Raw genomic sequence first — 24,323 nt, 5'->3', positions numbered from 1 at the left:
AACCCTGATAATAGGCTACTTTGAAAAATTGCTAATTCGACTCGAATTTGGACAGATAAGCGTACACTTCGAATTTCCTTTTTTTTCAGAACAGTAAATCCGATGAGGAGTTATGAGATGTGTTCGAGGCCCGGTGCCGGGAATCTTGAACAGAGTTCTTTAATTTCGGCAGCGGTCTGTTCAATGAGCTCATTATTATCTATATCGGCCAGTATCCTGTTGATTTTCTCTCCGATGTAGACCATCTCCTGTTCCTTGAATCCTCTTGATGTTACGGCACTGGTGCCGATGCGAATACCACTGGGATCGGTTGGCTTTCTTTTATCAAAAGGAACGGCATTATAGTTTGTTACAATTCCGGCTTTATCAAGGGCCTTTGCTGCTCTTTTGCCACCTATACCCTTATTGGTAAGATCGATAAGCATAAGGTGGTTGTCGGTGCCACCAGTTACTAAATTGAAGTTATTGGCCAGCAGGCTGTCTGCCAGTGAACGTGCATTTTGCACCACCTGAACTGCATAGGACTTGAACTCGTCTGAGGCGGCTTCCTTCATTGCTACTGCAATGGCGGCGGTGGTATTGTCATGGGGGCCACCCTGGATTCCCGGGAAGACTGCTTTATCGATGGCAGCGGCGTGTTGTGCCTTACACAGAATCATGGCACCCCGTGGCCCGCGTAATGATTTATGGGTTGTTGTCGTGACCACATCCGCATGGAGAACGGGTGAAGGATGGGCTCCTCCGGCAACAAGACCTGCAAAATGAGCCATGTCAACCATGAGGATAGCTCCGACTTCGTCAGCTATTTCCCTGAACTTCGCAAAGTCGGGGATACGTGGGTAGGCGGAATGACCGGCAATGATGATTTTTGGTTGATTGTCTATGGCAGTTTGCCGGATTGTATCATAGTTTAAAAGGCCTGTCTCCGGGTCTAAGGCATAGGAGCATGCATGAAAATACTTTCCTGAGATGGAGACCGGTGAACCATGGGTCAGGTGACCGCCGTGGGGCAGGGCCATGCCCAGGATTGTGTCTCCTGGCTTTATAAAGGCAAGGTAGACCGCAAGATTAGCAGGGGATCCTGAGTACGGTTGTACATTTGCGTGCTCTGCGCCGAAAAGATCCTTGGCACGTTGGATGGCTATATTTTCTACCAGGTCGATAACTTGCTGGCCTTCATAATAACGTCTGCCTGCATATCCTTCGGAATATTTATTGGTCAGGACCGAACCTGTCGCCTGAAGCACCGGAAGGGAGACATAATTCTCAGAAGCGATAAGCCTGATTTTATCAGCCTGACGCTGTTCTTCCTGTTTTATAAGGTTATATATTTCCTGATCCGAAGCGAGTAATTCTTGCATGTGTTCTCCTGTAATCGATCTGAAGCGGAAAGAACTAATAGAAAATCCGGTAAAGACAGATTGTCCAACTATGTTTAATTTATGTCTGTGTCGGGTGGTGAACAGCCCAATATACCCAAAACAATGGTGATTGAACAGGGGAAAATGCAGATTGACCATTAACTTTTTCTGATTTGGAGAGGGGTAAAGTCTTTAATGCAGGTGTTCTATGGTAGTTGCAGATTGTCGTTATTGTCAGTGAAAAATAGTGGTCGATTTATAGTAGCATCAGGTATCAATTGCGCTACAACTCATTTCAATTAAAAAGGTTTGAAGAATGAATGTAATAATGGATTTATGCATAGTCCCGCTCGGGGTTGGCGTTTCCGTGTCGAAATATGTGGTGGCCTGCGAGAAGATTATTAAGGAGGCCGGGCTCAACAGTTCTCTCCACGCTTATGGCACTAATATTGAGGGTGAATGGGAAGCGGTTATGAGAGTAGTTAAGAAATGCCACGAAGAGGTACATGCGATGGGTGCCCCAAGGATAACCACAACCATTAAGATGGGAACTCGGACTGATCGCGACCAGAAGATGGCGGATAAGATTGCCAGTGTTAAAGAAAAAATGGGCTGAGGAGTCAGTCATTGCCTATTGCAATGTGTTTTCTGATGAATTCATCGATACGGGGTACGGTTTTTTGCAGCAGGTCTTCACGTTCAAGATAGGGGCATGGATCATCGTACGGAAATTCTCTGCATTGCCTGGGTCTGGCAGTGTGGATTGAGCAACGGGCTCGCATTCTATCGTTACTGAGGAAAATGCACGACCCGTCTTTTCGTACCTTGAAGGTGTTTTTGCCATCCATATATAGTTTACGTACCTCGCCGTCAGTTATGTTAAAATGGATGGCGATACGGTTGATGTCAATTGCATCAAGGTAGAGTGTGGAGCTTTCCAGCTTATAGCAGCAATATCCGGGGCAGTAGTTGCAGTAGATCTTGTTAGTGGCAAGGCAATAGGGCAGATCTGCTGACTCATCAGGTGGGGTTGGCATGGCCTTTATGTTCCTGGATCGGGTGCAATACATAGAGGTGTGGTACCTTCCCTGTATGCGAGCGTCCTGAAGGGATGATTCCCATTCTTTGAAAAGGTGAAATGTAATCAAATGTTTATTTGTATATTCAGTAGATACATCGAAGCGCTGAATTCTACAACAGGAATCTCTAGATTCAAGATCCCGTTCTTCTGGAAAAGGTGGTGAGAAGTGATGGGGCTTATAGACACTCACTGCCATATAGATATAAAACGTCATTTTCCTGATTTTGAAGCCGTACTGGAAGAGGCATGCAGGGCCGGTGTAAGTGACATGGTGCTGGCGGGTGTTCACCGGACAGGGTGGCATCGGCTGCTTGAGTTGTCGATTCAGCGCAGGTATCTCCACGCTGCCCCAGGTCTTCATCCGATATATATGAAATATCATCATAGCGACGACCTGAAGGAATTATCCCGTATTACTGAGAAAGGTGGCGTGGTGGCTGTCGGGGAGATTGGTCTTGATTATCAGGTGGATGTCGACAGGGCTATTCAACAGCAATTGTTTGAGGCTCAACTCGATATCGCATCAAAGGCTTCACTCCCGGTACTTCTCCATGTGCGCAAGGCTCACGACCAGGCGTTGGCCACATTGCGGAGAAAGCGTTTCTCCGGTGGAGGCATAGTTCATGCCTTTAACGGGAGTTTGCAGCAGGCCGAACATTATATCGGTTTGGGTTTTATGATTTCTGTATGCGGAACAATCACCTATGAGCGATCCAGGAAGATTAGAAGGGTTGCTTCCGAGCTACCGCTCTCGTCACTGGTTCTGGAAACGGACTCACCCGATATCCCACCTGCACAACATTATGGGGAAAGGAACTCACCGGCATACCTCCCTGAAGTTTTAGGCGCTCTGGCCCGTTTACGAGCTGAGGATGTGGAGGAGGTTGCCACCTTAACCACGGCAAATGCACGGAAGATCCTCATCTTGCCATAAAACGTCTAACCTTCTCCCTATTTCGATTGGTGGTGTTGCTATTCAATGAAATAGCCTTATTAATTAGATGGAGTGATAAAATACTGTCAATCGTTGTTTTGTGATGGTAAAGTGTGTTAGGAATTGGCTTCGGAAAACATCGCTGATAGAGGGTTTACCCTGTCATACGATTAGTACTCAAAATAATACCCTCAATCCGGGATATGTGTGCCCCCAAGGTATCCAGATTCTCTGGCATATGAGGCTCGAATATATCAGGAGAACGATATGGCGTCTGGGCTTGAACTTGATCTGAAAGAAGACCGCCAGCATTTACGACTGCATTATAATGCCGATGTTGAAGTGGAAACATTGGATAGACGGTTTCTGACGGGGAAACTGAGGGATATCGGGTTAGACAGCCTGTACATGTTTACCCGTGATCGGAAGGAAGATTTTCTGGTGAACGGGGAAAATGTAAAGGTCAAGGTGACCATGCGTCGGGGGCAGAGCAAACTTACCCTTGATATGGAGGCACGGGTTGCCCGCCTTGACGAGAATGGTCTTGCCTTGAAGTTTAACCATTTTCTCAAATGGTGGCCGATCTTTGTGATGTTTCCTCCTTCTGAGTCAAACTGAGTTCCCGCAAACGCTTCCTTACGCTATAGACATATTATATCGAGGTTGTTCATACTACCAGCCTCTCAATGATCCTGTAGTTGTTTCCGGAGGCTATGGCGTGTTGTGCCCCTTGAATAGTCATACAGTATGTCTCCTTCTTTACAACTCTGCCACAATGGCATCGTCTGAATCCGTTACATATGCAGGTAAATCCCTGTAATCCTTTAATTGAACAAGAAAGACAGACTGAAAAATTCATCGATACGGGACATCTGAACATTTCTGAGATGATACTGTTGCAGACAATTGCGTTCCTCCTTGTATCCATCATTTTCCTGTTATCATAATACGTTATATTTTAGTATATACAGATGACAGGCTTCGAGTGGATGCTGGTCTGATTGTGTTAAAAAGGAGGAGGTGGATGTAATTGAATGAATCATACGATAATAAACATGCACTCAGGCAGCTTGAGATAATTTTTAACTCTTCTTCTGACGGTATCTGGACTTGTTCGGACCTGCCTTCATGAATTTAACAATTGTTACAACAGTGATAAAACAATAAGTCCAGCAGGCATCAAGTGGCTTCAGTCCTATTCTTTTCCCGGAAATATTCGGGAATTGAGGAGTATCATCGAAAATGGAGTCGTTTTCAGAGAGAGTAACCATCCTTGATGGCTTTATTGAAACTAGTATGGAGTCAATCCCCAAAGGTGAATTTAGTATTGTGGTTGGTCAGCGTAGGAGCGTGTCCAGTTCTCTAATTTTTATCACTTGAGCTTGATCTGGTTGAGAAGGAATGTTTTGAAAAGGCACGCAGAGAATGTTCCACGACGAGAGAGATGGCTTCAATGCTTGGAATCAGTCAGCCATCTGTTGTGAGGAAGCTACGGAAGCATAACCTCAGCTGACGGGTAACTCTCTCATCTTGATTCATGATTGAATCAAAATCGATCGTCAAGTCCCTTTTTCTGCATGATGAGTTCAATTCATTCATTGATTCAATTATGAATCAGCGGCTAGGGCCAGTTATTCCTACATCATCGAAAAATCATGATTCGATAATGTGTCAGATAGTCCTGGCCGCTATTGCTCGTGTCTTTATATGTCACGTAAAAACATATATATACGGTTATTTGTTTGAAGTGGAGCCCATTTTGCAAATTTAAAAAGCAATCAGTGGCAGGCCAGCACTAAGACTCTTTGCTGTGGTTGGAAAAACGGAGATCAGGGATAGTGTTCATGAGCCAGATAGAGGGGGCACCAACGGTGGAAATCCTCTTGCGAGTGAAGCCGCTCTTGCTGTACTTGATATCATCTAAGATGGAAATATTCTTGAAAAGGTACGAGAAACCTGAAAAACACCTCGTTCCGCCTTTCTCCGTTTTCAAGAGCGCAATGATAGTATCGGTGAAATGCGTGGTATCGGCCCAATGATAGTATTGGAACTCGTACGAGACAGGGAAGAAAAAACACCGGCTTCTGAGAAGGCTCGATCACCGGATAACTATTGTTATAATAGGTGCTTGTCATCCTGACTAGCAGTACCTATGGCAATGTTATACGTTTTTTAATGCCACTCGGTATTACGGATGAGCAACTACGTGTTGGAATTAATATACTTCAGGATGGGTCTGATGCTTTGGGTAATGTGGACAGCTATGAATCGTGCCCATACTATTGAGAATAGGCAATGAGTGTAAGGTAATGAGAAATAAGATAGTGAAGGAAGTGAGTAGGTTTGTTTTCAGGTATCAAGAAAGCGATAAAATATCGACAAGTTGGGGTGACCCAGTGGTTGGGTTTGCATCAGCTGCAGATCCACTCTTTGAGGAGTTGAAAAACGTTGTGGTTTCAACTCATACACTGCCTCGTGATCTGTTACCTGATGCCCAGACGGTGATTTCCTTTTTCCTGCCGTTTTCGAAGTCTATTGCCGCAACCAATATCAGGGGGAAAATGAGCTCTCCTGAATGGGCTACCTGCTATGTCGAAACAAATGAGCTGATAAAACAACTCGGTTATCACCTGCACGAAGTCCTCGAAAAAGCCGGTGAGAAATTGGTAGCCATCCCTGCAACCCATAACTGGATTGAGGATAAACTTGTCAGTAACTGGTCCCATAGGCATGTGGCGTTTATTGCTGGTCTTGGGAGGTTTGGCCTCAATAATATGCTGATCACGGAAAAAGGGTGCAGCGGTCGTATCGGGAGTCTGATTACCACCGGTGCGATACCTGCGGATAAGCGTCCTGAAATTGAGGCATGTCTCTACAAGTATGAAAAAAGCTGTAAAAAATGTGTGCAAAAGTGTGTGAACGAGGCCCTTTTCAAGGATTCGTTTGATCGATTTAAGTGTTATGCGCAATTGCTTGAAAATGTTGAGGAATATAAGAATGTCGGTTATGCCGACGTGTGTGGCAAATGTCTGGTTGCGGTACCGTGTACTCATAATGACCCGGTTAAACTAAAGCTGAAGGCAAAGAACTGAACAAATAGGCATACCAGGAATCTCCAAAGTGAGTAGAAAGCAATATATATGAAAACATTAGATATCAGGCAGTTAAAAGCATGCCAGGCCTTTGCAGGCGGTGAGTGGATTGAGGCTTCAGACGGTTCAACTTTTGATGTTCTTAATCCTGCCAGTGGGGATGTTGTAGCAACGTGTCCCGATTTGAGCAAATCTGAGGTCGCCGGTATCATTGTGAAGGCCGAGATGGCGTTCCAGGGATGGCGAATGACAACCGTAAATGAGCGATCGGTGGTTCTGCGCAGGTGGTATGAGCTGGTGATGGAGCATCAGGAAGAACTTGCGCGGATTATGACCGCAGAGCAGGGACGCCCTATCCGGGAAGCCCGTGCCGAAGTTGCCTACGGGGCCTCTTTTATCGAGTGGTTTGCTGAAGAGGCAAAAAGGACTTATGGCGACATTATCCCGTCAGGAGCCAATGACAGACGGCTGGTCACAGTGAAGCAACCTGTTGGTGTGGTTGCGGCCATCACGCCATGGAATTTCCCGAATGCCATGATTACCAGAAAAACTGCACCCGCCATTGCTGCCGGTTGTTCCATTATCGTCAAACCAGCCAGGGAAACACCATTATCAGCCTTGGCGCTTGGGTATCTGGCTGAGAAAGCGGGTATTCCGGCAGGTGTTGTCAATATTGTCACAAGTGCCAACAGCAGGGAGACAGGGCTTGAATTGACCACAAACCCGATTATTCGCAAGGTCACTTTTACGGGCTCAACCCAGGTGGGCAAAATCTTGCTTTCACAGGCCTCTCAGACTGTGAAAAAAGTCTCAATGGAATTGGGGGGCAACGCGCCTCTTGTCGTTTTTGATGACGCGGACCTGGAAAACGCAGTAAACGCTGCCCTGGCATCCAAATTCAGGAATTGTGGGCAGACCTGCATCTGTGCCAACAGGATTCTGGTTCAGGAAGGGGTATATGATGAGTTTGTTGAACGCTTTTCTTCAAAAGTTAGTTTGCTCAAACAGGGAAACGGTATTGAGGAGGATACAGATCTTGGCCCTCTTATAAATAAGTCTGCAGTATCGTTTGTTCAAGAATTGGTTCATGATGCCAAACAGAAAGGTGCGACGGTTACGGTTGGTGAGCATGTATCAGATAGTGTGACCGGAACCTTTTACCCTGCAACAGTTTTGAGAGATGTCCCAAGATCTGCACGCGTATTTAGGGAAGAAATATTTGGTCCCCTTGCTCCCATTTTCAAGTTTAGTAGTGAACAGGAGGCGATTGAATTAGCCAATGATACACCATATGGCTTGGCCGCCTATCTGTTTACTGAGAATATTGGACGAGCCTGGAGGGTTAGTGAGGCTCTTGAATATGGTATGGTAGGTGTGAATGAAACAGCAATATCCTCAGAGGTTATCCCATTTGGAGGGGTCAAGGAATCAGGGCTTGGGCGTGAGGGTTCAAAATACGGGATGGATGAATATCAGGAGATAAAACTAATATGTATGGGCAATATTTAACCTGACAGCCTCCTTTATAGTCTTTTTTTATCGATATGCTTCCTTCCTCCTGTATTTAATTTCTAAAATAGAAGCATATTGGTTCTCCAGTTGCTCGTCTTCGTTTTCGATCAGTTGCTGTTAGTAGCTACAGAGGGCGTTGCAATGATAGATCTTCTGGTTACGAAGCGTAGCCCGGATATTTCAGTTTTCGGTTTTTTAAGTAGGGAAGCAGGAGATTCAGGAATTGTTTGAAAAAGAAACCCGTTTGATGATCCGAGTCTCATTGTGGTATTGTCGAACGAAAAGAGGGGTGTTGTGTTATTGGTCCAGTAACTTCAAAAGAGTTTCATCAGGCCCCTTACTCTCCGCTTCACGAACGCGCTCACCGGGGTTTATCCGAGAAGCACGAGAATCGTGTGAGCGAATCCTGAATACAGATGGTTCAAAAAAACCAGCGTAGCCTGAGTTCTATTTTATTCTGGTTCATTTTCTCACCATATTCGCTGTTCTCGCCACCGCCAAGTATGGAAAAACGCAATCTTATTTCCCAGTTTGTTATACCGGTGTAGAGTAGCTCTGGTGTAATTGAGTAACTCTGGTCATCCAGGTTGTAAATCATAGTCAGGGCCGGAGTAAAATACAGTATATCCCCAGGCTCTTTCAGAGAAAAGCGGGCATAGATATAGTCAGTTCCAAGAAATGGCCTGGTATAACCCTGCTGGCCGAGCTTAATTGCTCTTCTCAAAATATCGTCTGACCCGCTTTCACTATATTGGGCCTCGCCCATAGTTACCATACTATAGAACATATCAAGTTCTTCACTACTGTATCCGGCTCCGTTATGATAATATTCGATGATAGAAGTAAGGTTGAATTCATTAAGGTAGCGAAAGCCTAACAGTACCGAATGGGCTGCATCCTGTATTTTGTAGGAATCTCTTCCCTCTTCAAGGTAGACCTTCTCCAAATCTGAGAAATAAGCGTATTCTCCGTGAATTTCAAAGTTTGTTGTGATATTGCGTGAAAAATCTATGCCAAACCTGGTGGACCTGGAGTCACCTGTATAGAAAAGTAAGTCAATATCTGTATCCAAATACAGGAGGTAGAGCTTGGCCCCCAGGTTGAGATTATCCTGCTGGCCGAAGTCCTCATTCACATTCTCGGAAACCGGTAATATAACTGTTGTCAGAGCGAGCGTTTGCAAATCACCGGCATAGCTTCTGATGATTTCCCCTTCTGCAGTGATATATCCCTCGAGAGCTTCATCTGGATTGTTGGGGTCTTTCATCCTGTTGATAAAACCAACCGGGTTCCAGGCATAGCCTTTGCCCCACTTGTAGGATTTTTTACCAAATGAGCCGTTAATGTGATTGGTTGGCTTGAGGGAAGCATATGCCTCAAACACATCGGTGTAATCATCCCACTCATCTTCCGTATAATACCCTGACGCACTGAGCAGCCAGTTTAAAGAAACTATATCCTTGACATAGGAGCCGTTGAGTTGCAGGGACGCAGATAGGCGATCCACCTGATCAACAGGGTCGTCGTAACGGTTCAGCAAGGCCAGGACCCCTTGCTCGTTCAGATTGATCTGCTCCCACTTAAACTCGGCGTAACCTCCGGCCTCGAATGATTTCTTTTCAAACTCCTCAACATCGAAGCTGAATTCGTCAGCTGTGGAAAAAGTTGGACCGCAGGCTTGACCTATTCCTAAAAGCAAATAAAGAAAAAATCTGAACTTGAGACATGAAAATATTCGCTGCATCATCAACGAAGCTCGTCAATCCTCGAGAGAAAATTCAAGGAGAAAACTTCATCTGCCAGTTCCCTTTCCGTAATCTTGGCAAACAGCATCACCGACTTATATCCCTTATGTAAAGGACTGTCAGTCTCCATCATTGATGGTCGTACCACGCCGCCTCCAAAATCCTTGATTTTGGAGTAATGTAAAGTCTTGATGAGCATACCACTTGCGGCATAACATTCTATATTGACAGGCAGCAGGGTTCTTGTGTCCACCGTCATTTTGAGACTGTCATACGCGACCGAATTGTTTTTGGCTTTGAGATCCAATAGGTAGTGATTTCCCTGTTCTGTCATTTCAATCGCATCATATTCTGCGCTGAAATCGAGTCGAAGAATGTCAGAATTATTAAAGATACCACCTATGACTGACTGAAGGCTTGTAATGCGAATCGGTTTCCCGACATTCGGGATATACAGCCACATGTTTTCGCCAAGCCGCAGGGTGGAGCGACCCTTTTCAGAAGCTGGCGAGATAAACAGGGCCACCATTTTGTCCTGTCCTTTTTTCACTGTATAAAGAACAAATTCTTTTTTTTGGCCATCTGGCTCTATATTGATAAGTTTACGGTACATCTCATAGGTACCCGGCTGCATATTGTTGTCTACCTGCTGCAGAACTGCAGCAGGTTCCATTGCTGATATATTTCCAGCAGGGAGGAGGAGCATATACATCAAACCAAGAACTATACTAAAGATTTTATTCATCATATTCTCCTTATTTGTATTAAACATGGCGAAGAGCTTCAATGGGATCCATTTTCGATGCTTTCCATGCCGGCTGCAAACTCCCTATCACGGCAATAGCAATGACAATAAGTGAAATAGTTACAATATCAGACAACTGGATAGCCGGAGAAAGTATGAGGCCTTTTTGCCTGCCAAAATCAAAGCTGACCTCCGCCATGTTAATGCCCCATATACCAATCAGGCTCACGACAACCCCGAGCAGGGTCCCGAAAACACCAAGCAATAGCCCTTCGGTAAGAAATAGCCAAAGGATTTTTGAGGGGTCTGTGCCTATTGCGGCAATGGTACCAATTTCATTAATCCGCTCATAGACAGCCATCACCATAACATTCATGATAGCAACAAGGACAATGGCTACCAGCATAATTTTGATAAAAAAAGTCATAAGGTCAATCATGCGGGCGATGTTGAAAAAGGGAGTCAGTTTTTTCCAGGTATGGACCTCGAAAACAGGTTTGTCCATTTTGTTACGAAATTCTCCAAGTGTTGCCTGCAGTCCGCCATAGACAAGATCGAGCTTGTCCATACCTTTTAGTCGCACGGCAATCTCGCTAACCTCTTTACCATTCAGGCGCAGCAAGGTGATAGCATCTTCAAGATGAATAAACCCATCACGGCCTCCTGGCCCGGAAATGCCTTCTAGGATGCCACGAACCGTAAATGACTGGCCATTAACCGAACCATCCTGGTTAGTGGCCACCAGGACGATTCCATCACCAACTTTTATTTTCATGCCCATGGCAATGAGTTCCGGAACAAGAATCTCACCTTTCTTGAGCAGTCCCTCCTTCTCACCTTTGATAATACGATCCTTTAACAAGGGTACGGTTCGCATCTCCATTTGTGGATTAACTGCATTGAGCCTGATGTTTGTGGTCTCCTTGTAGTTACTGAACATTGCACCTAACTTGATACGAGGAGAATATGCTTCCACGGCCTCGTTACCATTGAGCACCTGTTCGACCTTTGCCGCCTGCTTCGCATTAAGGTTACGATTGAGCGGCAGGCTGTCGATAGAGGAAAGATACCCTTTCCGATGGATTTGAATGTGACCTAGCATAGAGTCGGTGAGTTGACCGATCATCATTGTTTTAAAAGAACCGGAAACTGAGATAAACAGTAACACCGCCACAACTCCAAGGGTTATGAGCATGGACGTGAGCAGGGTTCTTCTACGATAACGGCGCAGATTCCTGGCAGCGATCTTGAGTATATTAAGCATGACGACCCTCCAACTTGTTCCCATCCAACAGTTTGCCGTCTTCCAGCGTGAAAATCGTCTCAGCGTTGGCGACGATTTTGGGATCATGGGTTGAGAAGATAAAGGTTGTGCCGAAGTCATCACGCATTTGCTTCATCAGGGAAATAATCATCATTGCAGTCTCCCTGTCCAGATTTGCTGTTGGTTCATCAGCAAGAACCAGTTCAGCCTGGGTGACCAGAGCCCTGGCTACAGCAACCCGCTGTTTCTGCCCCCCTGATAGTTGATGGGGGTATTTGTGCGTTTGCTCTGCCATACCTACAGCGACAAGCATTTTATCAACCTGCTGCCTGCGCTTGTCAACTGGCCAATTCTGTACCATCTGCAAGGGATATTCGATGTTTTCAAAAACAGTGAGTACCGGGATAAGATTAAAATCCTGGAAAATGAAGCCGATGTGTTTCCCCCTGAAACGTGCTGACTCCTTTCGGTTGAGAGCATTTACATCCTGACCTGCAACTTTAAGATTACCGTGAGTGGGAGGGTCAAGGCAGCCGATCATGTTAAGTAGTGTACTTTTACCACTTCCTGAGGGGCCAACAAATGAAACAAATGATGACGGTTGTATTGTAAAATCGACACCCCTGATTGCGTTAACCGGTATTTCTCCGGAAAAGTATGTCTTTTCCAGTGATTCTGCTTGTACAAGTGACATATGCTCTCCCCATCGGCAAATGTAATGTTTAACTGCTTACTTCCTCCCAACCGTAGCTTTTTGTACTGTCCTCACGACACTTATGAATCTGACATCTCAGATTATTGTGCAATTCACGTTCCACAAATATGGCGAGAGATATGTGTTAGATATTGTACGATAAAAACAATATCTGTAAATTTCAGCGTAGCTCAAGACTGTCCAGGTGGGTATTCCTTTCGCAGGTATCCTTCAAGACCGGGTAATACTTCCACACCACGTAGTGGTAACTTTAAGAGAAGGATCCTGCCCCGCAAGTTGAGTCAATCATCAGGTTGTTGATAGAAAACGACATTTGGGAATCTATCGATCCTTCCCGGGTAGTCTTTCTCGGGATATCGATACCACCTTGCCTATATGCAGGCGACAGGGTATCAATAGAGCAAATGTGTAATCTTACAATTGCAATATGTGAGGTATGGAGTGATGAAACAGAACTTTCCGGCTGAATATAAGAAAACGGTATGCCCGCTCGATTGCCCGGACAGTTGCGGCATATTGGCTAAGGTGGTCGATAACAGGGTTGTATCCTTAAAAGGTGACCCGGATCATGGTTACACCAATGGCGTTATCTGCCGTAAGATGCGTAGCTACAATGAGAGGGTGTATGGCAAGGACCGGCTTTTGTATCCCATGGTTCGAACGGGAGCCAAAGGGGCGGGTGAATTTCGCAGGATATCCATGAGGGAGGCGATCGCACTTTTCGCAGCAAAGCTCAAGGAAACAAAAGAGCAATTTGGCGGCGAAGCCATCCTCCCGTTTCAGTATGCGGGCAATATGGGAGTGTTGAACCGTAATGCCGGATACGGACTCTATAATAAACTTGGTACCAGCAGAATTATCGAGACGATCTGCTCTGCTGCGGCTGGGGAAGGATGGTCTCTTCACTGTTCATCAATACCGGGTAGTCCACCGGAAGTTGCAGAGGTGAGCAGCCTTATCGTTGCCTGGGGTATAAATGTTCGGGTGTCCAATATGCACTTCTGGCAATACATTTCCAAGGCCCGTAAAAATGGTGCGCAACTGGTTGTTATCGACCCGTACCGAAATGAGACAGCCAGGAGCAGTGACTTGCACCTGAAGGTATTGCCGGGCGGAGACAGCGGCCTGGCACTGGGGGTCTTGAAGTTCCTGCTTGAGGAAGAAAAAATCGATCGACAGATGCTGGTAGAACAGACCACCGGCTTTGCCGAGCTTGAAGCGTATCTGCAGAAAGAGTCATGGCACCAGATATATAAGGTGTGTGGCCTTGAAAAAGAAGTGATCGCGTCTTTTGCTTCATTGTTGAAAGACAACCCAGCAACATTTATTCGAATCGGCATAGGGCTCAGCAGGAATTCACGCGGTGGCATGAGTGTGCGAGCTATTGTCTGTCTGGCCGCGGCTCTAGGCCTTTTTTCCGGTCAAACAGGACAGGGGGTGCTGCTGTCATCAAAGGCATATACCGGGGATACCGATCGATTGCGATTTCCGGAACTGGCCGAAAAAGAGACACGTTTAGTCAATATGGCGCATCTTGGTCACGCCTTGACAACCCTTGAACCACCGGTCAAACTCCTATCTGTCTATAGTTCCAATCCCCTGACGGTGGCACCGGACAGCGGTATGGTGCGTAATGGGTTGATGCGGGAAGATCTTTTTACCATTGTTCACGAGCAGGTTATGACTCCTACTGCCCGCTATGCAGACCTGGTTATCCCTGCGACTACGTTTCTGGAGAATAAGGACCTGTATACAGGTTATGGCCATTTTTACCTGGGATGTGTGGATCGGGTTATTGAACCGGTCGGAGAGGCTGTGTCGAATTTTGATTTATACCAGCTGGTTGCAAGAGAGCTTGGTTACATAGATGCACCTTTCAGCCAGACTGTCGAACAACGCTTGAGTGAATACGTCTCGACCATGGAGGGGCTCCCGGAGAATTTTGAATTTGATCCGGATAATCCGGACGGCCGTTGGTATCAGTCATCCAGGCAGCGAGTTGGTCAGTCGGCAATGGAGATGTTTCAGGTTCCTTTCAGGTTTTCTGCTCATGTGAAACAGGGCATATCGTCCATTCCCTGCCTGTCGGAAGGGGATGAATTTGATGATAAGGATCTCTGTAGCCGTTTCCCCTTGAAACTAATCATTCCGCCCCATGCCGATATGCTGAACTCTACATTCGGTGAAAGGTATAGTGGAAATGTAGGGGAGGTGTTGATTCACCCGGATGACGCTGATAAATATACAATAAGCGACGGTGAAAAGGTGATTTTGCAAAATTTTCGAGGTAAAACAGTACGGTGTGCAAAGGTCAGTAGCGACACCCAGCCAGGATTACTCGTGGCAGAGGGCCTGTATTGGCAAAGCGATGATCAGAGCCCGGGCATTAATGTGCTGACCTCGCAGAAAACCACTGATATTGGTGCCGGCCCAACATTTCACGAGTCGAGGGTGGCTATCAGGCAGTTAGGGGAGTTCCAAAGCTTCAGGGAGGTCCCTGAATAGAAAAAAGCCATAGGATCATGGCAGGATGTTAAATCGAGTCAAAATCGATTCATGCTGCATATGGCGCCGGATATGGGAGTGGAATGTTTTTTCAGTCTGTGTGGGGATCTTATCAAGAAGCTGCACCAGGGATATTGTATTGATTGCATTCTGGGTTGGAGTGGTGATCGGAACTATAGTGCTGTCACGGATCTCCCGCCAGACCATATGTGAAGATGTCAAGGCCAGGCCCATGCCAAGCTTAACGCAGCGGAGATTCGCCTGGTGGCTTTCCACCATCATGACGATGCGTGGTTTGGCTGCAGTTATTTCGAAGTGATGTCTGAACCAGTGACGGAGAAACATGTCGTCATGCTCGTCTGATATGAAATCCTTACGGATCAGGTTCTCATAAGTGTGATTACCTCGGATTTCCCTGTCGTAGTATTCCCTTGAACAGACAAGCGTTAGTTCTTCATCGATGAGCGGGTCCATACTGTAGAGATCACTACGGGAGTCTGTCAGGTGCAATGAGGCCAGAACCAGGTCGATAATGGCAAAATCGATATGACCGTTTTTCAAGGACTTTAAGAGGGTATGCGATTCATCCAGCCCTATTGAAAAAGAAACACCAGGAAATTTTTGCCTGAATGCGTGGCAGATTCCCGGTAGATATGCCTGGCCGAATTCATATGGGGCACCGAGGCGAATCAATCCGTATGGACTGTCAGCCGGATGACGGATCTGCCTGAGGGTGTCGGGTAAGGTGGTCAGAAACGGCTCGAGCTTGTTGAATAACTGCTCCGCTGCAGAGGTTGGGATAAGTTTTTTGTGCGTGCGGGTAAAAAGCTGTACATCAAGCTCGTTTTCGAGCTTTTGCAAGTGCTGGCTCACAGCAGGTTGTGAAAGGTTAAGCTTTTTGGCAGCGTTACTGACACTATCCAGCCTATATACAGTATAAAAAATACGAAGTCGGTTCAGGTCTGTTTGCATAATTGATACTTATTCAGAGGATTATTTATATATATTATACTTATTACTTCGGCTCTGCTACTGTGGCAATCCTCAATGCAAAAATATCTCGTTTTAATTTTATATATAAGGGCCGAACAGTATGAATAAGTTAACAATTAGAAGGGTCGAACGAAACGATGTAGAGAGTTGTGCCACACTGGAAAAACTCTGCTATTCAGAGATCGAGGCCGCTACCAGGGAATATCTGGCAAAACGGATAGAGGTCTATCCCGACGGGTTCTATGTAGCTGAACTCGATGGCCGCATCATAGGCATGATTAACAGTGGAGCTACCCACAAAGACGACATTACCGATGAGGAACTAAAGAACCTTGTCGGGCATGTACGAAATGGTAAAAACGGGGTAATCTTTTCCCTGGCCGTTCATCCCGAATTCCAGCTACGGGGTATCGGCAGAAAATTGATCGAGAAGATCATCAGGGTCCTTGAGGAGAAACAGAAGCAGAAGGTCGTACTGCTATGCAAAGATGATCTTATTGGCTTTTATTCAGCCCTTGGTTTCAGTTATGGGGGGCGCTCCAGATCTAACTTCGGCGGTTTTACCTGGCATCAGATGTACTACGAACTGCCTCTCCCAGCTTGGATGATAACCCAACACCACAACTCGGCTTCGCTTGAATTCTAGCCCGAATTATTCATCAGTTCAGGCAGTATCGGTTTCGAGTTTTCTGGCAGTGAATCATAGTAGGCGAGATACACTGTTACAATACTGAAGAAGGTGCTGCCACATGGGCTGACCTTTGGTGAACATCGTGTTCGACTAGGTAATTGTACCAAAATGCAATGGGCTGGTACAGGACCAACTCGACAGATGTTCATGAGAAATTCGGGCTGATCAGCCGGGTCCGATAGTCATTCGGTTGTAATTCTCTCTGCAGAGTTGTCTCGCCAGTCGTGTTGACAGCAGTCCGCTGGCTGAATAATTGTTCTGTTTTCTATCGACCGGGTGACTATCGGTATTTTTATATATGACCTGTATTGATGACGTGTAACGGAAATTACAATGGAAGCAGGTGTTTCTATAATATCAAGGGCTTTGCTGCTCTTTTTTGTTCTCGATCCATTCGGTAACATTCCCGTATTGTTGTCTATGCTTAAAGAAGTGGAGACGAAGCGAATGCGGGCTATTATCATACGGGAAGCCTGGTACGGTCTGCTCATTCTGCTTGCGTTCCTGTTTATTGGTGGTCGATTTTTGCAATTGCTGCATCTTGAAGCAGGGGCTGTAGGGATAGCGGGAGCCATTATCTTTTTTGTAATCGGAATCCGTATGATATTTCCCGGAGAAGGGTCGAATCTGTTCGGTCTTTCCGGAGAACCGCTGGTTGTGCCGATAGCAATCCCTATGATTGCAGGTCCTTCGGCCTTGGCGACATTACTGGTTCTGAGTGAATCAGGCTCATCGTCAATACTTGAAACCTTACCTGCCTTATTGCTGGCCTGGGTGCTTTCTTCTGGCATTTTGTTGTTTGCGCCATTTCTTTTCCGGGTACTCCACGAGAAAGGATTACAAGCCATGGAAAAATTGATGGGCATGATCCTGCTGATGATGTCTGTTCAGATGTTTATTGATGGTGTCCGCTCAGTAGTGGTTTAAGGCTGCGTTCAACCGTTGAGCAGTTTTCTTGTACTCTCTTCTGAATTGTGGTTTATAGTTTCCGGCGAAAGGAACTCCTGAAGCAATACTTCCATTATTCCGAATATGAGAGCCAGGTTTATGAAAGAAGGTCAAACGATTGAGGGGTGGGTGGTTGAAGAGGAAAAGGTACTGCTGAAGACCTCAGTTGCAACTATAAAGTCAGGCCCGGTCAAATGCTGTCGAAGTGGGAGGGAAAAGGAATTCTTCCTGTTTGATTTCCCGGACTGGGTCAATGTTGTTGCCGTAACACCTGACAATAAGTTGGTTATGATTCGGCAGTTCAGGTATGGCTCCCGCCGATCAGAGATAGAGATCCCCGGTGGCATGATAGATCCCGGTGAGGATCCGGTCACTGCTGCGTGCAGAGAGTTGCAGGAGGAAACCGGCTATGTCGGCTCTGCCCCTGCTATAATCGGCAAGGTGTGTCCCAACCCCGCCATACAACGAAATTTCTGTTATACGGTTCTGGTCAGGGATGTTCGTAAAACCACCTCCCGCAGACTTGATGAGATGGAAGATATCGAATGTTTTCTTCAATCGTATGAAGAGGTTGAAGTACTTGTAAAGAACGGGACGATTAATCATGGCCTGGTATTGAATGCCTTGATGTTTTGCAGTTTTAGTTTTTCGGGGCGACGATGAAACTGGGGACACATATAAACTCAACTTTCCGAGTTGAGGGATACGTGTGAAGTCATCCACTCAAGCAACTGAAAATATACACATTTAGCAACAAAACCCTTTCATTTCAGGATATACTGGTTTCTCCAAAAATATTAATAAGATCAAGAAAGAAGTGCGAGAAACGGATCTCACCAGACAAAACCAGGAGCAACAAGAAGTCCAAAAAGCTGCAAGGCCGAATAGGCTCATGTATTGACGGGCATAAAATCTTCATATTCCTCAATAATTGCGGGATACGTAGATTACGAGGAGTATCGCCCCTGGCAATTATCACTGCGATCTTTCATCTGCCCCTTGAGGGGAATACCTTTTACAGAGGCATGGTAGTAACCAATGATAGTTTGCCTTTGAGCAAGAATGCTGCTTATCAGTTGCAGAAAAACCCACGCCACAATTGAAGGAAGTTCCTGCTGAACCTGGGGGGATGGGTTCAGCTTTTTTCCTCTGGATTTTATCGTGTTCTCTTCTGCCAAAGAGAGCAAAAGGGTGCATGAGATATAAAAAATTGGATACGAGAACTTGTGGTTACCACACTTCGTGGATTTACCATTTCTTTACTGGAGTTTTCAGATTACAGAGTGTATGTGTGCTACAACGTAGGAGGTTGATAACTGGGGATATATCCATAGTGAAAACAACTGTCACAAAAACGTATGTCCAACCCGACAATACCGCACTTTGGGTATGTCCTGAATGTGGTTTTCAGAAAAGTATCCCTATCAATAGATATCGCCATAAAAAGCACCAAATAAAGATTCGATGCAAGTGTAATACTTAGTTTAATCTCTTTCTTGAATTCAGAAGGTTCTTTCGAAAAGATGTCAACCTTGCTGGTGAATGTACGATTATACCCGGAGACGGTGAGAGTAAAAAGGTCATATTGACCGACCTTTCAATGGGTGGAATGTGTATTCAAGTGGGTTGTGCAGAGTTCTGCACAGAAGGCGTTCGAGGGATTGCAATGTTCACCCTTGATGATCGCCATAAAACTGAAGTAATAAAGAAATTTGTTGTCAAATCGACTATCGGGAACCGGGTACATTGTGAGTTCTTCAAAGATATAGAATACCAGAAGGAATTAGGCTTTTACTTAAGGAAATAGGCCGATTCTGAATTTATCAATATAAGTACTTGAGAAAACATCATGACACTGACAAAAGCTGATCTTGCAGAAGCCGTTTACAAAGAACATGAAACGATAACCAAGAGGGATGCGGTTAGGGCCGTTGAGTCATTTCTTCGCTTATCAAAAAACATACTCATTGCAGGTGATGATCTGCTTATTAGTGGCTTTGGGAAATTCAACGTGAAGAACAAAAAACCTCGAAAGGGCAGGAATCCGCAAACCGGTGAAGATTTCATATTGGATGCCCGGCAAGTTGTTACTTTTCATCCTTCTGGCTTATTAAGAACCAAAGTGAATGAAAGCTAATATCACCCATCGTGGTATGAAAGCGAATAGAGAGTTAATGATTTTTGGAGTAACCCTGGCAGTCGTGGTGGTCACCATTATCGTCTGGACCCTGAAACCCTGGTGGGCCGGAACGATGTGAGTGCAGGTTTCTTAAAGATCATCCTGAACAACCCTTTCTTTGAGGTGCCAATAGCTACATTTTGGGTGATTAATAGACATAACATCTCTGGCCTGTTACTCCACTTCGGCAACAGTCTGATGCATGATTATACTTCTCCTATTGTTCAACGTGTCTGTTGCTACGTTTTTTCAGAAATGCAGTTTCGACTATCACTCTATCATTCGGCAATGAGACCGAAGCTATCATAACCGTAGTACGCTGTATCACCTACAACTTCAAGATCTATAGCCTGACCGTCAGCGGAACCAAGTTCACCATCTTCATACTTTATTGGTTCGAAGACTTTAACGATCTGCATATTGTTGATGTCAGTAACATCAACAACACCAACTCCATTGGGACCACAGGCGAGGACCGCATAGAGCTTACCAGTTGCTGGGTCGTCCCAGAGTTCAATACCTGATGCGGTACCGAGCAATGGATCGCTTTTGCTGTATCCTATATTGCCGACAAAAAAACCACTATGAACATCGGTAGGGTCTTTAGTGGTGTCGTAAATGGTTAGCCCATTGGTACCGTCCGCAACATAAGCATAGTTACCAATGAACTCGGCGTCATAGGCGTGATCCTGATAGTTGAATTTCTTAACTACTCCCCAATCGGCATTGTGTTCAAAACTCTCGTCAATACGCAGTTTCATCAACAAGGGAGCGCCAACCTCACCATACCCTGCTTCAATATCTGCAATACGCACGCGACGGAGACCGTTGCCTGAACAGAGCACCCATGTGTATTCCCTGTTTGGATCTCCTCTCAATGACCAGGCAGAATGAACTTTCTCGAAATGTATACATGTCAACGAGTGACCAATAAATAAATTACCGAATGACGGTAACTATTACTTGACTCATAAAATATGACAGTGTATTGATACAGTAATGATACAGTATTAATGAGGTGAGAGTATGTATAGTATTGATCGAGACTCTGACGTGGCATTGTATGTGCAAATACGTGATGCTATTGAGAATGCGATAAAAGAAGGGCGGTTGAAAGTCGGGGACAGATTGCCTTCGGTGTCAAGTCTGGCCAAAGAAATTGGCGTAACGCAGGCAACTGTAAGGAGGGCATTGCAAGATCTCACTGAATCCGGCCTGACAGATTCTCACGTTGGACGTGGTACTTTTATTCGTGAAAAAAGTGATGGTGAGGACAGGGGGAATGATCATAAACGTTCTGAGTTTTCACAACCGTATCGTAAAAATGTTGATGAACTAAAAATATCGGCTGCAAGACGAATGCGTACAGGGGTGAGTAAGGCACTGTACGATATTATGCCCTTAGCCCATAAACCGGGTGTTATCCAGTTGACCAGAGGGGTCCCGGATCCGGATCTTTTACCGGAGGGGTTTGTTGACGAAGTGTGCCGGGAACTTTTGTCCAAAGGTGATAAACATCTGGTTCAGGCGACAGAACCGCAAGGGATGTATGCCTTGCGTGCAGAGATTGCACGAAGGGAGAGTGAGAGAGGTGTGTCGGTTGGGCCAGACCAGGTGCTCATAACAAACGGTGTGAGCCAGGCAATTTCCTTGGTAGGGCAGTCACTTCTCGAAAGTCCGTATGATCTTGTCCTTGAGAGTCCAAATTTTCTTGGTGTGGCAAATTCATTCTCGGCAATGGGGCACTGGGTGGAGACCGTAAGGCGTGATAACAGTGGTCCGAATATGGAACAACTTGCCAGGATGTCGACAGGGGCACCGAAACTTCTCTATGTCTGTCCGTATGCTCATAATCCGACCGGTTTGAACATGACGACAGCGAGAACATTAGAGCTCGTTCGGTGGGCACGGGACACATCAGGGTTAATTTTAACTGATGAGATATTTCGGGATCTCCGGTTCAGGCCGTCGGATACCACAAGTCTGCTCAGAGAGCTGGGTGCGGAACAGACAATTGTTGTCAATTCACTGTCGAAGACCGTCATGACCGGTATGCGACTGGGATGGGTAATCAGTTCACCTCAAAGGATTAAGGAGTTGACAGGCTTGAAAAAACTTATGGATCAGGCCTCTCCGACACTTATCCAGGCAATGGCTCTGTCTATTTTCAAGAGTGGCAGGTATGAGGGCCTCGTTGGAACTCTCCAGGGAGTGTATGAAAAGCGTACGAACATCATGCACAAGGCACTCAAGAGATATATGCCCCAGGAGGTTACATGGTCGAAACCGGAGGGAGGTTTCTCGATGATGCTCGAATTGCCAAATGGCTATTCGAGCGTGGCCTTATTGTTGTTTGCAGTGGAGAAAGGTGTCTCCTTTTTGCCTGGGCCGCTTTTTGATATTGATCATCGCTATGTTAACGCAATGCGTCTGAGTTGCGCCTGGTCTGATGAACATGAAATAAAGGAGGGCGTGCAGTTGCTTGCAGATGCGGTTGGCGAATTTATCAGCAAGCCTCCTGAAGACTCAGGATTAAGCGGTCTTGGCGGATATCAGTGATTGTGGCAAATGAATACTATTGGGGGATTTTATGGATTATACAGTGGAGCCGCTGGTTGGAGAGGATGTCCAAAAGGCTGTCGAAATCTTTAACTACTATATAGAAAATAGTTTTGCGGCATATCGTGAAGAAAAAATAACTGCGGACCATTACAGGGCAATTATAGAGAGCGCCGAGGGGTATCCTAAGGTTTCTGTACGTGACCAAGAGGGTACATATGTCGGATTTGGCCTGTTGGTACCCCATAAACCAATACCAGTTTTTTCACACAGTGCCAACCTGATCTGCTTCCTTTTGCCACAGGCAACCGGTAAGGGGCTTGGCAAGATGGTCCTTGATTACCTGGAGCGAGAAGGGGTGAAGAGGGGGATACAAATTATTCTTTCTTCTATCTCTTCAAGAAATCCGGAGAGCCTCAGGTTCCATTTGAAAAATGGCTTTACTGAATGCGGGAGATTTCAGGATGTCGGTAAAAAGAACGGGAAGTTCTTTGATATTGTCTGGATGGACAAGCATCTGGATAGCTCTTCTCTTCATGCAGTTGAGAGGTTTGTTGGATGATTAGTATAGAATGCGAGGAGATCTGATTATGAATTATTTTACGGTAGAAATGATGTTGAAGGAAAGGCGCGAGGATATGTTGCGGGAGACCAAGAGATTGCGAATGATTCGTGAATATGAGAAATCCATGCAAGGTCGAAAAAGAGCGTTTGGGTTATATGTTGCAGAACTATTGATTTGGCTCGGCGAAGGCATCAGGGAAAGATATGCCAGGAAGATGGAATTACCTTCAAATTGTTAATATAATGAGGGTATAATATCTCGGTATATGTAGGAGTATTATTCATTGGATGATAATAGATAGCTGAACAGGATAGCTATTATTAATTCTACTAACAGCGCCGTCGTGAAGGGGGATACATGGTTACATCCATCATTCTTATTAAGGCTGAAAGAACGACAGTAAATTCTATCGCCGAACAGTTGGTCGAGCTGGATGGTATTTCAGAGGTTTATTCGGTAAGCGGCAAGTACGACCTGATTGCTATCGCCCGGTTGAAGACCAATGAGGAACTTGCTACTCTGGTGACGGGCAGGATGCGTGATATCGAAGGAATTGTCAACACAGAGACTATGCTTGCCTTTAAGGCGTATTCCCGGCATGATCTTGAATCAATGTTTTCTCTTGGAATGTAAAGTACCTCCTATCCCCGAAAGACCATTTTATACTATGCTTTTCTTCAAATTCATCAGATGGTCCTGTAGGGGAAGGTCCCTGTAGTTTTCCTTTCTCCGTTCTGGAGAATCAGCCACTGTTTATGCTATAATGATCTAATATTTCAAAATGTGGAAAGGTATACTCGTAATATCGGCATGTTGACTTTGGGCTTGGCTGTTAGTCCGGGGTGATGATTGACTGGTCGTGAGTATACCTGATGGTGTGAAAAAGAAATATCAGCTGCAGGAGGACTTTTTCCATGCCATTGTCTGAATTTGAACTTCGCAAGATCAATAAACTCATTTCCTCTTTTTGTGCGAAACGGTCACGATCCGAAGGAGTAAACCGGTGTGATATAACCTATCGGGTGCTCGATGACGAGGTGTGGATGTTTGAGCGCCGTCCCCGCTGGGATAACCCGAATGAGTGGAATGAATTTGCCTTTGCCAGGGCAAAGTGCGACATGGACACCCGGATGTGGACCCTGCTCTGGCAGGACCAGAATCTCAATTGGCATATTACGGCTGGACTGCCACCTACACGAAGCTTTGAGAGAGTAATTGAGCATATTGATTCCAACGAAACAATGCTGTTCGTTAGCTGATGAGGTCCTTTGGTTGTACGGACATCCCGTCATGATTTTCAACGGTTTACAAGAAGGTGTTTTAAGGGTAATACCGTTTGCAGGATGATCCCCAATAGAATGATTTTTCTTGTGGGGTATGGGGTGTCGGATGCTAGCATGATTCTCTCATTAACATTATGTCGATGTTTGCCAA

At 45.6% G+C, this 24,323-nt stretch carries 26 protein-coding genes; 18 read left to right on the top strand and 8 right to left on the bottom strand.

Annotated features, from left to right (window positions below; translation table 11 throughout):
- Window positions 1–110: 110 nt before the first annotated feature.
- The gene (gene glyA / locus GA520_RS13520) at window positions 111–1,361 is read right to left on the bottom strand and encodes a serine hydroxymethyltransferase (RefSeq protein WP_163338386.1); all 1,251 of its coding nucleotides are present in this window, start codon (window positions 1,359–1,361) and stop codon (window positions 111–113) included.
- 316 nt (window positions 1,362–1,677) lie between these two features.
- On the opposite strand from glyA, the gene GA520_RS13515 reads away from it, so the two are divergent.
- On the top strand, window positions 1,678–1,977 hold the full coding sequence (locus GA520_RS13515; protein ID WP_163338387.1) for an MTH1187 family thiamine-binding protein: 300 nt from the start codon (window positions 1,678–1,680) through the stop codon (window positions 1,975–1,977).
- A 4-nt stretch (window positions 1,978–1,981) separates the two neighbouring features.
- Here GA520_RS13515 and GA520_RS13510 read toward each other — a convergent pair whose 3' ends face one another.
- Entirely contained in the window at window positions 1,982–2,398 is a 417-nt protein-coding gene (locus tag GA520_RS13510; protein ID WP_163338388.1) for a YkgJ family cysteine cluster protein, read from the bottom strand.
- Between the two features lie 213 nt (window positions 2,399–2,611).
- On the opposite strand from GA520_RS13510, the gene GA520_RS13505 reads away from it, so the two are divergent.
- The 5 genes from GA520_RS13505 to GA520_RS13485 all read left to right on the top strand — a co-directional run bounded on the left by GA520_RS13505 (window position 2,612) and on the right by GA520_RS13485 (window position 7,977).
- On the top strand, window positions 2,612–3,376 hold the full coding sequence (locus GA520_RS13505; protein WP_163338466.1) for a TatD family hydrolase: 765 nt from the start codon (window positions 2,612–2,614) through the stop codon (window positions 3,374–3,376).
- A 267-nt stretch (window positions 3,377–3,643) separates the two neighbouring features.
- Window positions 3,644–3,994 carry a PilZ domain-containing protein gene (locus tag GA520_RS13500; RefSeq protein WP_163338389.1) on the top strand — a complete coding sequence of 117 codons (351 nt, stop codon included), beginning with the start codon at window positions 3,644–3,646 and terminating at the stop codon, window positions 3,992–3,994.
- Between the two features lie 1,226 nt (window positions 3,995–5,220).
- Window positions 5,221–5,415 carry a hypothetical protein gene (locus GA520_RS13495; protein WP_163338390.1) on the top strand — a complete coding sequence of 65 codons (195 nt, stop codon included), beginning with the start codon at window positions 5,221–5,223 and terminating at the stop codon, window positions 5,413–5,415.
- A gap of 270 nt (window positions 5,416–5,685) precedes the next feature.
- The gene (locus tag GA520_RS13490) at window positions 5,686–6,468 is read left to right on the top strand and encodes an epoxyqueuosine reductase (protein WP_163338391.1); all 783 of its coding nucleotides are present in this window, start codon (window positions 5,686–5,688) and stop codon (window positions 6,466–6,468) included.
- A 48-nt stretch (window positions 6,469–6,516) separates the two neighbouring features.
- Window positions 6,517–7,977: an NAD-dependent succinate-semialdehyde dehydrogenase gene (locus tag GA520_RS13485; RefSeq protein WP_163338392.1), complete on the top strand. Its 1,461-nt coding sequence runs from the start codon at window positions 6,517–6,519 to the stop codon at window positions 7,975–7,977.
- Window positions 7,978–8,401: 424 nt separating this feature from the next.
- Here GA520_RS13485 and GA520_RS13480 read toward each other — a convergent pair whose 3' ends face one another.
- Genes GA520_RS13480 through GA520_RS13465 form a run of 4 tightly spaced genes read right to left on the bottom strand, consistent with a single transcriptional unit; the run spans window position 8,402 to window position 12,428 of the window.
- Window positions 8,402–9,727 (bottom strand): hypothetical protein, encoded by a 1,326-nt coding sequence (locus tag GA520_RS13480; protein ID WP_163338393.1) that lies wholly within the window; start codon window positions 9,725–9,727, stop codon window positions 8,402–8,404.
- A complete protein-coding gene (locus GA520_RS13475; RefSeq protein ID WP_370362798.1) occupies window positions 9,727–10,437 on the bottom strand; it encodes an outer membrane lipoprotein-sorting protein in 711 nt (236 codons plus the stop codon). The genes GA520_RS13480 and GA520_RS13475 overlap by 1 nt, the downstream gene beginning before the upstream one ends.
- A gap of 52 nt (window positions 10,438–10,489) precedes the next feature.
- Complete coding sequence (locus GA520_RS13470) at window positions 10,490–11,734, bottom strand: FtsX-like permease family protein (protein ID WP_163338394.1); 1,245 nt, start codon at window positions 11,732–11,734, stop codon at window positions 10,490–10,492.
- Window positions 11,727–12,428, bottom strand: coding sequence for an ABC transporter ATP-binding protein (locus GA520_RS13465; RefSeq protein ID WP_163338395.1), 702 nt, complete (start codon window positions 12,426–12,428; stop codon window positions 11,727–11,729). Before GA520_RS13465 ends, GA520_RS13470 begins: the two co-directional genes overlap by 8 nt.
- A 465-nt stretch (window positions 12,429–12,893) precedes the next feature.
- On the opposite strand from GA520_RS13465, the gene GA520_RS13460 reads away from it, so the two are divergent.
- Window positions 12,894–14,954 (top strand): molybdopterin-dependent oxidoreductase, encoded by a 2,061-nt coding sequence (locus GA520_RS13460; protein WP_163338396.1) that lies wholly within the window; start codon window positions 12,894–12,896, stop codon window positions 14,952–14,954.
- Between the two features lie 15 nt (window positions 14,955–14,969).
- Here the strand turns inward: GA520_RS13460 and GA520_RS13455 are convergent, their stop codons facing one another.
- A complete protein-coding gene (locus tag GA520_RS13455; protein WP_163338397.1) occupies window positions 14,970–15,926 on the bottom strand; it encodes a LysR family transcriptional regulator in 957 nt (318 codons plus the stop codon).
- Between the two features lie 121 nt (window positions 15,927–16,047).
- Between GA520_RS13455 and GA520_RS13450 the strand changes: the two genes are divergently transcribed.
- The 6 genes from GA520_RS13450 to GA520_RS13430 all read left to right on the top strand — a co-directional run bounded on the left by GA520_RS13450 (window position 16,048) and on the right by GA520_RS13430 (window position 19,844).
- Window positions 16,048–16,593 (top strand): GNAT family N-acetyltransferase, encoded by a 546-nt coding sequence (locus GA520_RS13450; RefSeq protein ID WP_163338398.1) that lies wholly within the window; start codon window positions 16,048–16,050, stop codon window positions 16,591–16,593.
- A 378-nt stretch (window positions 16,594–16,971) separates the two neighbouring features.
- Entirely contained in the window at window positions 16,972–17,565 is a 594-nt protein-coding gene (locus GA520_RS13445) for a MarC family protein (RefSeq protein ID WP_163338399.1), read from the top strand.
- A gap of 120 nt (window positions 17,566–17,685) precedes the next feature.
- Window positions 17,686–18,249, top strand: coding sequence for an NUDIX hydrolase (locus GA520_RS13440; RefSeq protein ID WP_163338400.1), 564 nt, complete (start codon window positions 17,686–17,688; stop codon window positions 18,247–18,249).
- Between the two features lie 886 nt (window positions 18,250–19,135).
- Window positions 19,136–19,393 (top strand): hypothetical protein, encoded by a 258-nt coding sequence (locus GA520_RS27190; RefSeq protein WP_163338469.1) that lies wholly within the window; start codon window positions 19,136–19,138, stop codon window positions 19,391–19,393.
- A 42-nt stretch (window positions 19,394–19,435) separates the two neighbouring features.
- Entirely contained in the window at window positions 19,436–19,723 is a 288-nt protein-coding gene (locus tag GA520_RS13435) for an integration host factor subunit alpha (protein WP_163338401.1), read from the top strand.
- On the top strand, window positions 19,713–19,844 hold the full coding sequence (locus tag GA520_RS13430) for a hypothetical protein (protein WP_255494355.1): 132 nt from the start codon (window positions 19,713–19,715) through the stop codon (window positions 19,842–19,844). Before GA520_RS13435 ends, GA520_RS13430 begins: the two co-directional genes overlap by 11 nt.
- 199 nt (window positions 19,845–20,043) lie before the next feature.
- Here the strand turns inward: GA520_RS13430 and GA520_RS13425 are convergent, their stop codons facing one another.
- Window positions 20,044–20,610 carry a hypothetical protein gene (locus tag GA520_RS13425; RefSeq protein WP_205749282.1) on the bottom strand — a complete coding sequence of 189 codons (567 nt, stop codon included), beginning with the start codon at window positions 20,608–20,610 and terminating at the stop codon, window positions 20,044–20,046.
- A gap of 181 nt (window positions 20,611–20,791) precedes the next feature.
- Between GA520_RS13425 and GA520_RS13420 the strand changes: the two genes are divergently transcribed.
- The 5 genes from GA520_RS13420 to GA520_RS13400 all read left to right on the top strand — a co-directional run bounded on the left by GA520_RS13420 (window position 20,792) and on the right by GA520_RS13400 (window position 24,148).
- The gene (locus tag GA520_RS13420) at window positions 20,792–22,324 is read left to right on the top strand and encodes a PLP-dependent aminotransferase family protein (RefSeq protein ID WP_163338402.1); all 1,533 of its coding nucleotides are present in this window, start codon (window positions 20,792–20,794) and stop codon (window positions 22,322–22,324) included.
- Window positions 22,325–22,355: 31 nt separating this feature from the next.
- Window positions 22,356–22,886, top strand: a complete 531-nt coding sequence (locus GA520_RS13415; protein WP_163338403.1) for a GNAT family N-acetyltransferase — start codon at window positions 22,356–22,358, stop codon at window positions 22,884–22,886.
- 28 nt (window positions 22,887–22,914) lie between these two features.
- The gene (locus tag GA520_RS13410; RefSeq protein WP_163338404.1) at window positions 22,915–23,127 is read left to right on the top strand and encodes a hypothetical protein; all 213 of its coding nucleotides are present in this window, start codon (window positions 22,915–22,917) and stop codon (window positions 23,125–23,127) included.
- 119 nt (window positions 23,128–23,246) lie between these two features.
- Window positions 23,247–23,522: an Lrp/AsnC family transcriptional regulator gene (locus tag GA520_RS13405; RefSeq protein WP_163338405.1), complete on the top strand. Its 276-nt coding sequence runs from the start codon at window positions 23,247–23,249 to the stop codon at window positions 23,520–23,522.
- A gap of 281 nt (window positions 23,523–23,803) precedes the next feature.
- Complete coding sequence (locus GA520_RS13400) at window positions 23,804–24,148, top strand: DUF3024 domain-containing protein (RefSeq protein WP_163338406.1); 345 nt, start codon at window positions 23,804–23,806, stop codon at window positions 24,146–24,148.
- Window positions 24,149–24,323: the final 175 nt, after the last annotated feature.

Source organism: Desulfopila sp. IMCC35008 (genome assembly GCF_010646885.2).
In the GTDB taxonomy this organism is placed as follows: domain Bacteria; phylum Desulfobacterota; class Desulfobulbia; order Desulfobulbales; family Desulfocapsaceae; genus Desulfopila.
Note: the sequence above shows the minus strand (reverse complement) of the source record. Positions and strands in the feature narration are given on the sequence as shown.

Bases quoted from the DNA above. Each gene is read 5' to 3' on its own strand.
- glyA (WP_163338386.1), bottom strand. From the start codon at position 1,361: ATGCAAGAATTACTCGCTTCGGATCAGGAAATATATAACCTTATAAAA.
- GA520_RS13515 (WP_163338387.1), top strand. From the start codon at position 1,678: ATGAATGTAATAATGGATTTATGCATAGTCCCGCTCGGGGTTGGCGTT.
- GA520_RS13510 (WP_163338388.1), bottom strand. From the start codon at position 2,398: ATGCCAACCCCACCTGATGAGTCAGCAGATCTGCCCTATTGCCTTGCC.
- GA520_RS13505 (WP_163338466.1), top strand. From the start codon at position 2,612: ATGGGGCTTATAGACACTCACTGCCATATAGATATAAAACGTCATTTT.
- GA520_RS13500 (WP_163338389.1), top strand. From the start codon at position 3,644: ATGGCGTCTGGGCTTGAACTTGATCTGAAAGAAGACCGCCAGCATTTA.
- GA520_RS13495 (WP_163338390.1), top strand. From the start codon at position 5,221: ATGAGCCAGATAGAGGGGGCACCAACGGTGGAAATCCTCTTGCGAGTG.
- GA520_RS13490 (WP_163338391.1), top strand. From the start codon at position 5,686: ATGAGAAATAAGATAGTGAAGGAAGTGAGTAGGTTTGTTTTCAGGTAT.
- GA520_RS13485 (WP_163338392.1), top strand. From the start codon at position 6,517: ATGAAAACATTAGATATCAGGCAGTTAAAAGCATGCCAGGCCTTTGCA.
- GA520_RS13480 (WP_163338393.1), bottom strand. From the start codon at position 9,727: ATGATGCAGCGAATATTTTCATGTCTCAAGTTCAGATTTTTTCTTTAT.
- GA520_RS13475 (WP_370362798.1), bottom strand. From the start codon at position 10,437: ATGTATATGCTCCTCCTCCCTGCTGGAAATATATCAGCAATGGAACCT.
- GA520_RS13470 (WP_163338394.1), bottom strand. From the start codon at position 11,734: ATGCTTAATATACTCAAGATCGCTGCCAGGAATCTGCGCCGTTATCGT.
- GA520_RS13465 (WP_163338395.1), bottom strand. From the start codon at position 12,428: ATGTCACTTGTACAAGCAGAATCACTGGAAAAGACATACTTTTCCGGA.
- GA520_RS13460 (WP_163338396.1), top strand. From the start codon at position 12,894: ATGAAACAGAACTTTCCGGCTGAATATAAGAAAACGGTATGCCCGCTC.
- GA520_RS13455 (WP_163338397.1), bottom strand. From the start codon at position 15,926: ATGCAAACAGACCTGAACCGACTTCGTATTTTTTATACTGTATATAGG.
- GA520_RS13450 (WP_163338398.1), top strand. From the start codon at position 16,048: ATGAATAAGTTAACAATTAGAAGGGTCGAACGAAACGATGTAGAGAGT.
- GA520_RS13445 (WP_163338399.1), top strand. From the start codon at position 16,972: ATGGAAGCAGGTGTTTCTATAATATCAAGGGCTTTGCTGCTCTTTTTT.
- GA520_RS13440 (WP_163338400.1), top strand. From the start codon at position 17,686: ATGAAAGAAGGTCAAACGATTGAGGGGTGGGTGGTTGAAGAGGAAAAG.
- GA520_RS13435 (WP_163338401.1), top strand. From the start codon at position 19,436: ATGACACTGACAAAAGCTGATCTTGCAGAAGCCGTTTACAAAGAACAT.
- GA520_RS13430 (WP_255494355.1), top strand. From the start codon at position 19,713: ATGAAAGCTAATATCACCCATCGTGGTATGAAAGCGAATAGAGAGTTA.
- GA520_RS13420 (WP_163338402.1), top strand. From the start codon at position 20,792: ATGTATAGTATTGATCGAGACTCTGACGTGGCATTGTATGTGCAAATA.
- GA520_RS13415 (WP_163338403.1), top strand. From the start codon at position 22,356: ATGGATTATACAGTGGAGCCGCTGGTTGGAGAGGATGTCCAAAAGGCT.
- GA520_RS13410 (WP_163338404.1), top strand. From the start codon at position 22,915: ATGAATTATTTTACGGTAGAAATGATGTTGAAGGAAAGGCGCGAGGAT.
- GA520_RS13405 (WP_163338405.1), top strand. From the start codon at position 23,247: ATGGTTACATCCATCATTCTTATTAAGGCTGAAAGAACGACAGTAAAT.
- GA520_RS13400 (WP_163338406.1), top strand. From the start codon at position 23,804: ATGCCATTGTCTGAATTTGAACTTCGCAAGATCAATAAACTCATTTCC.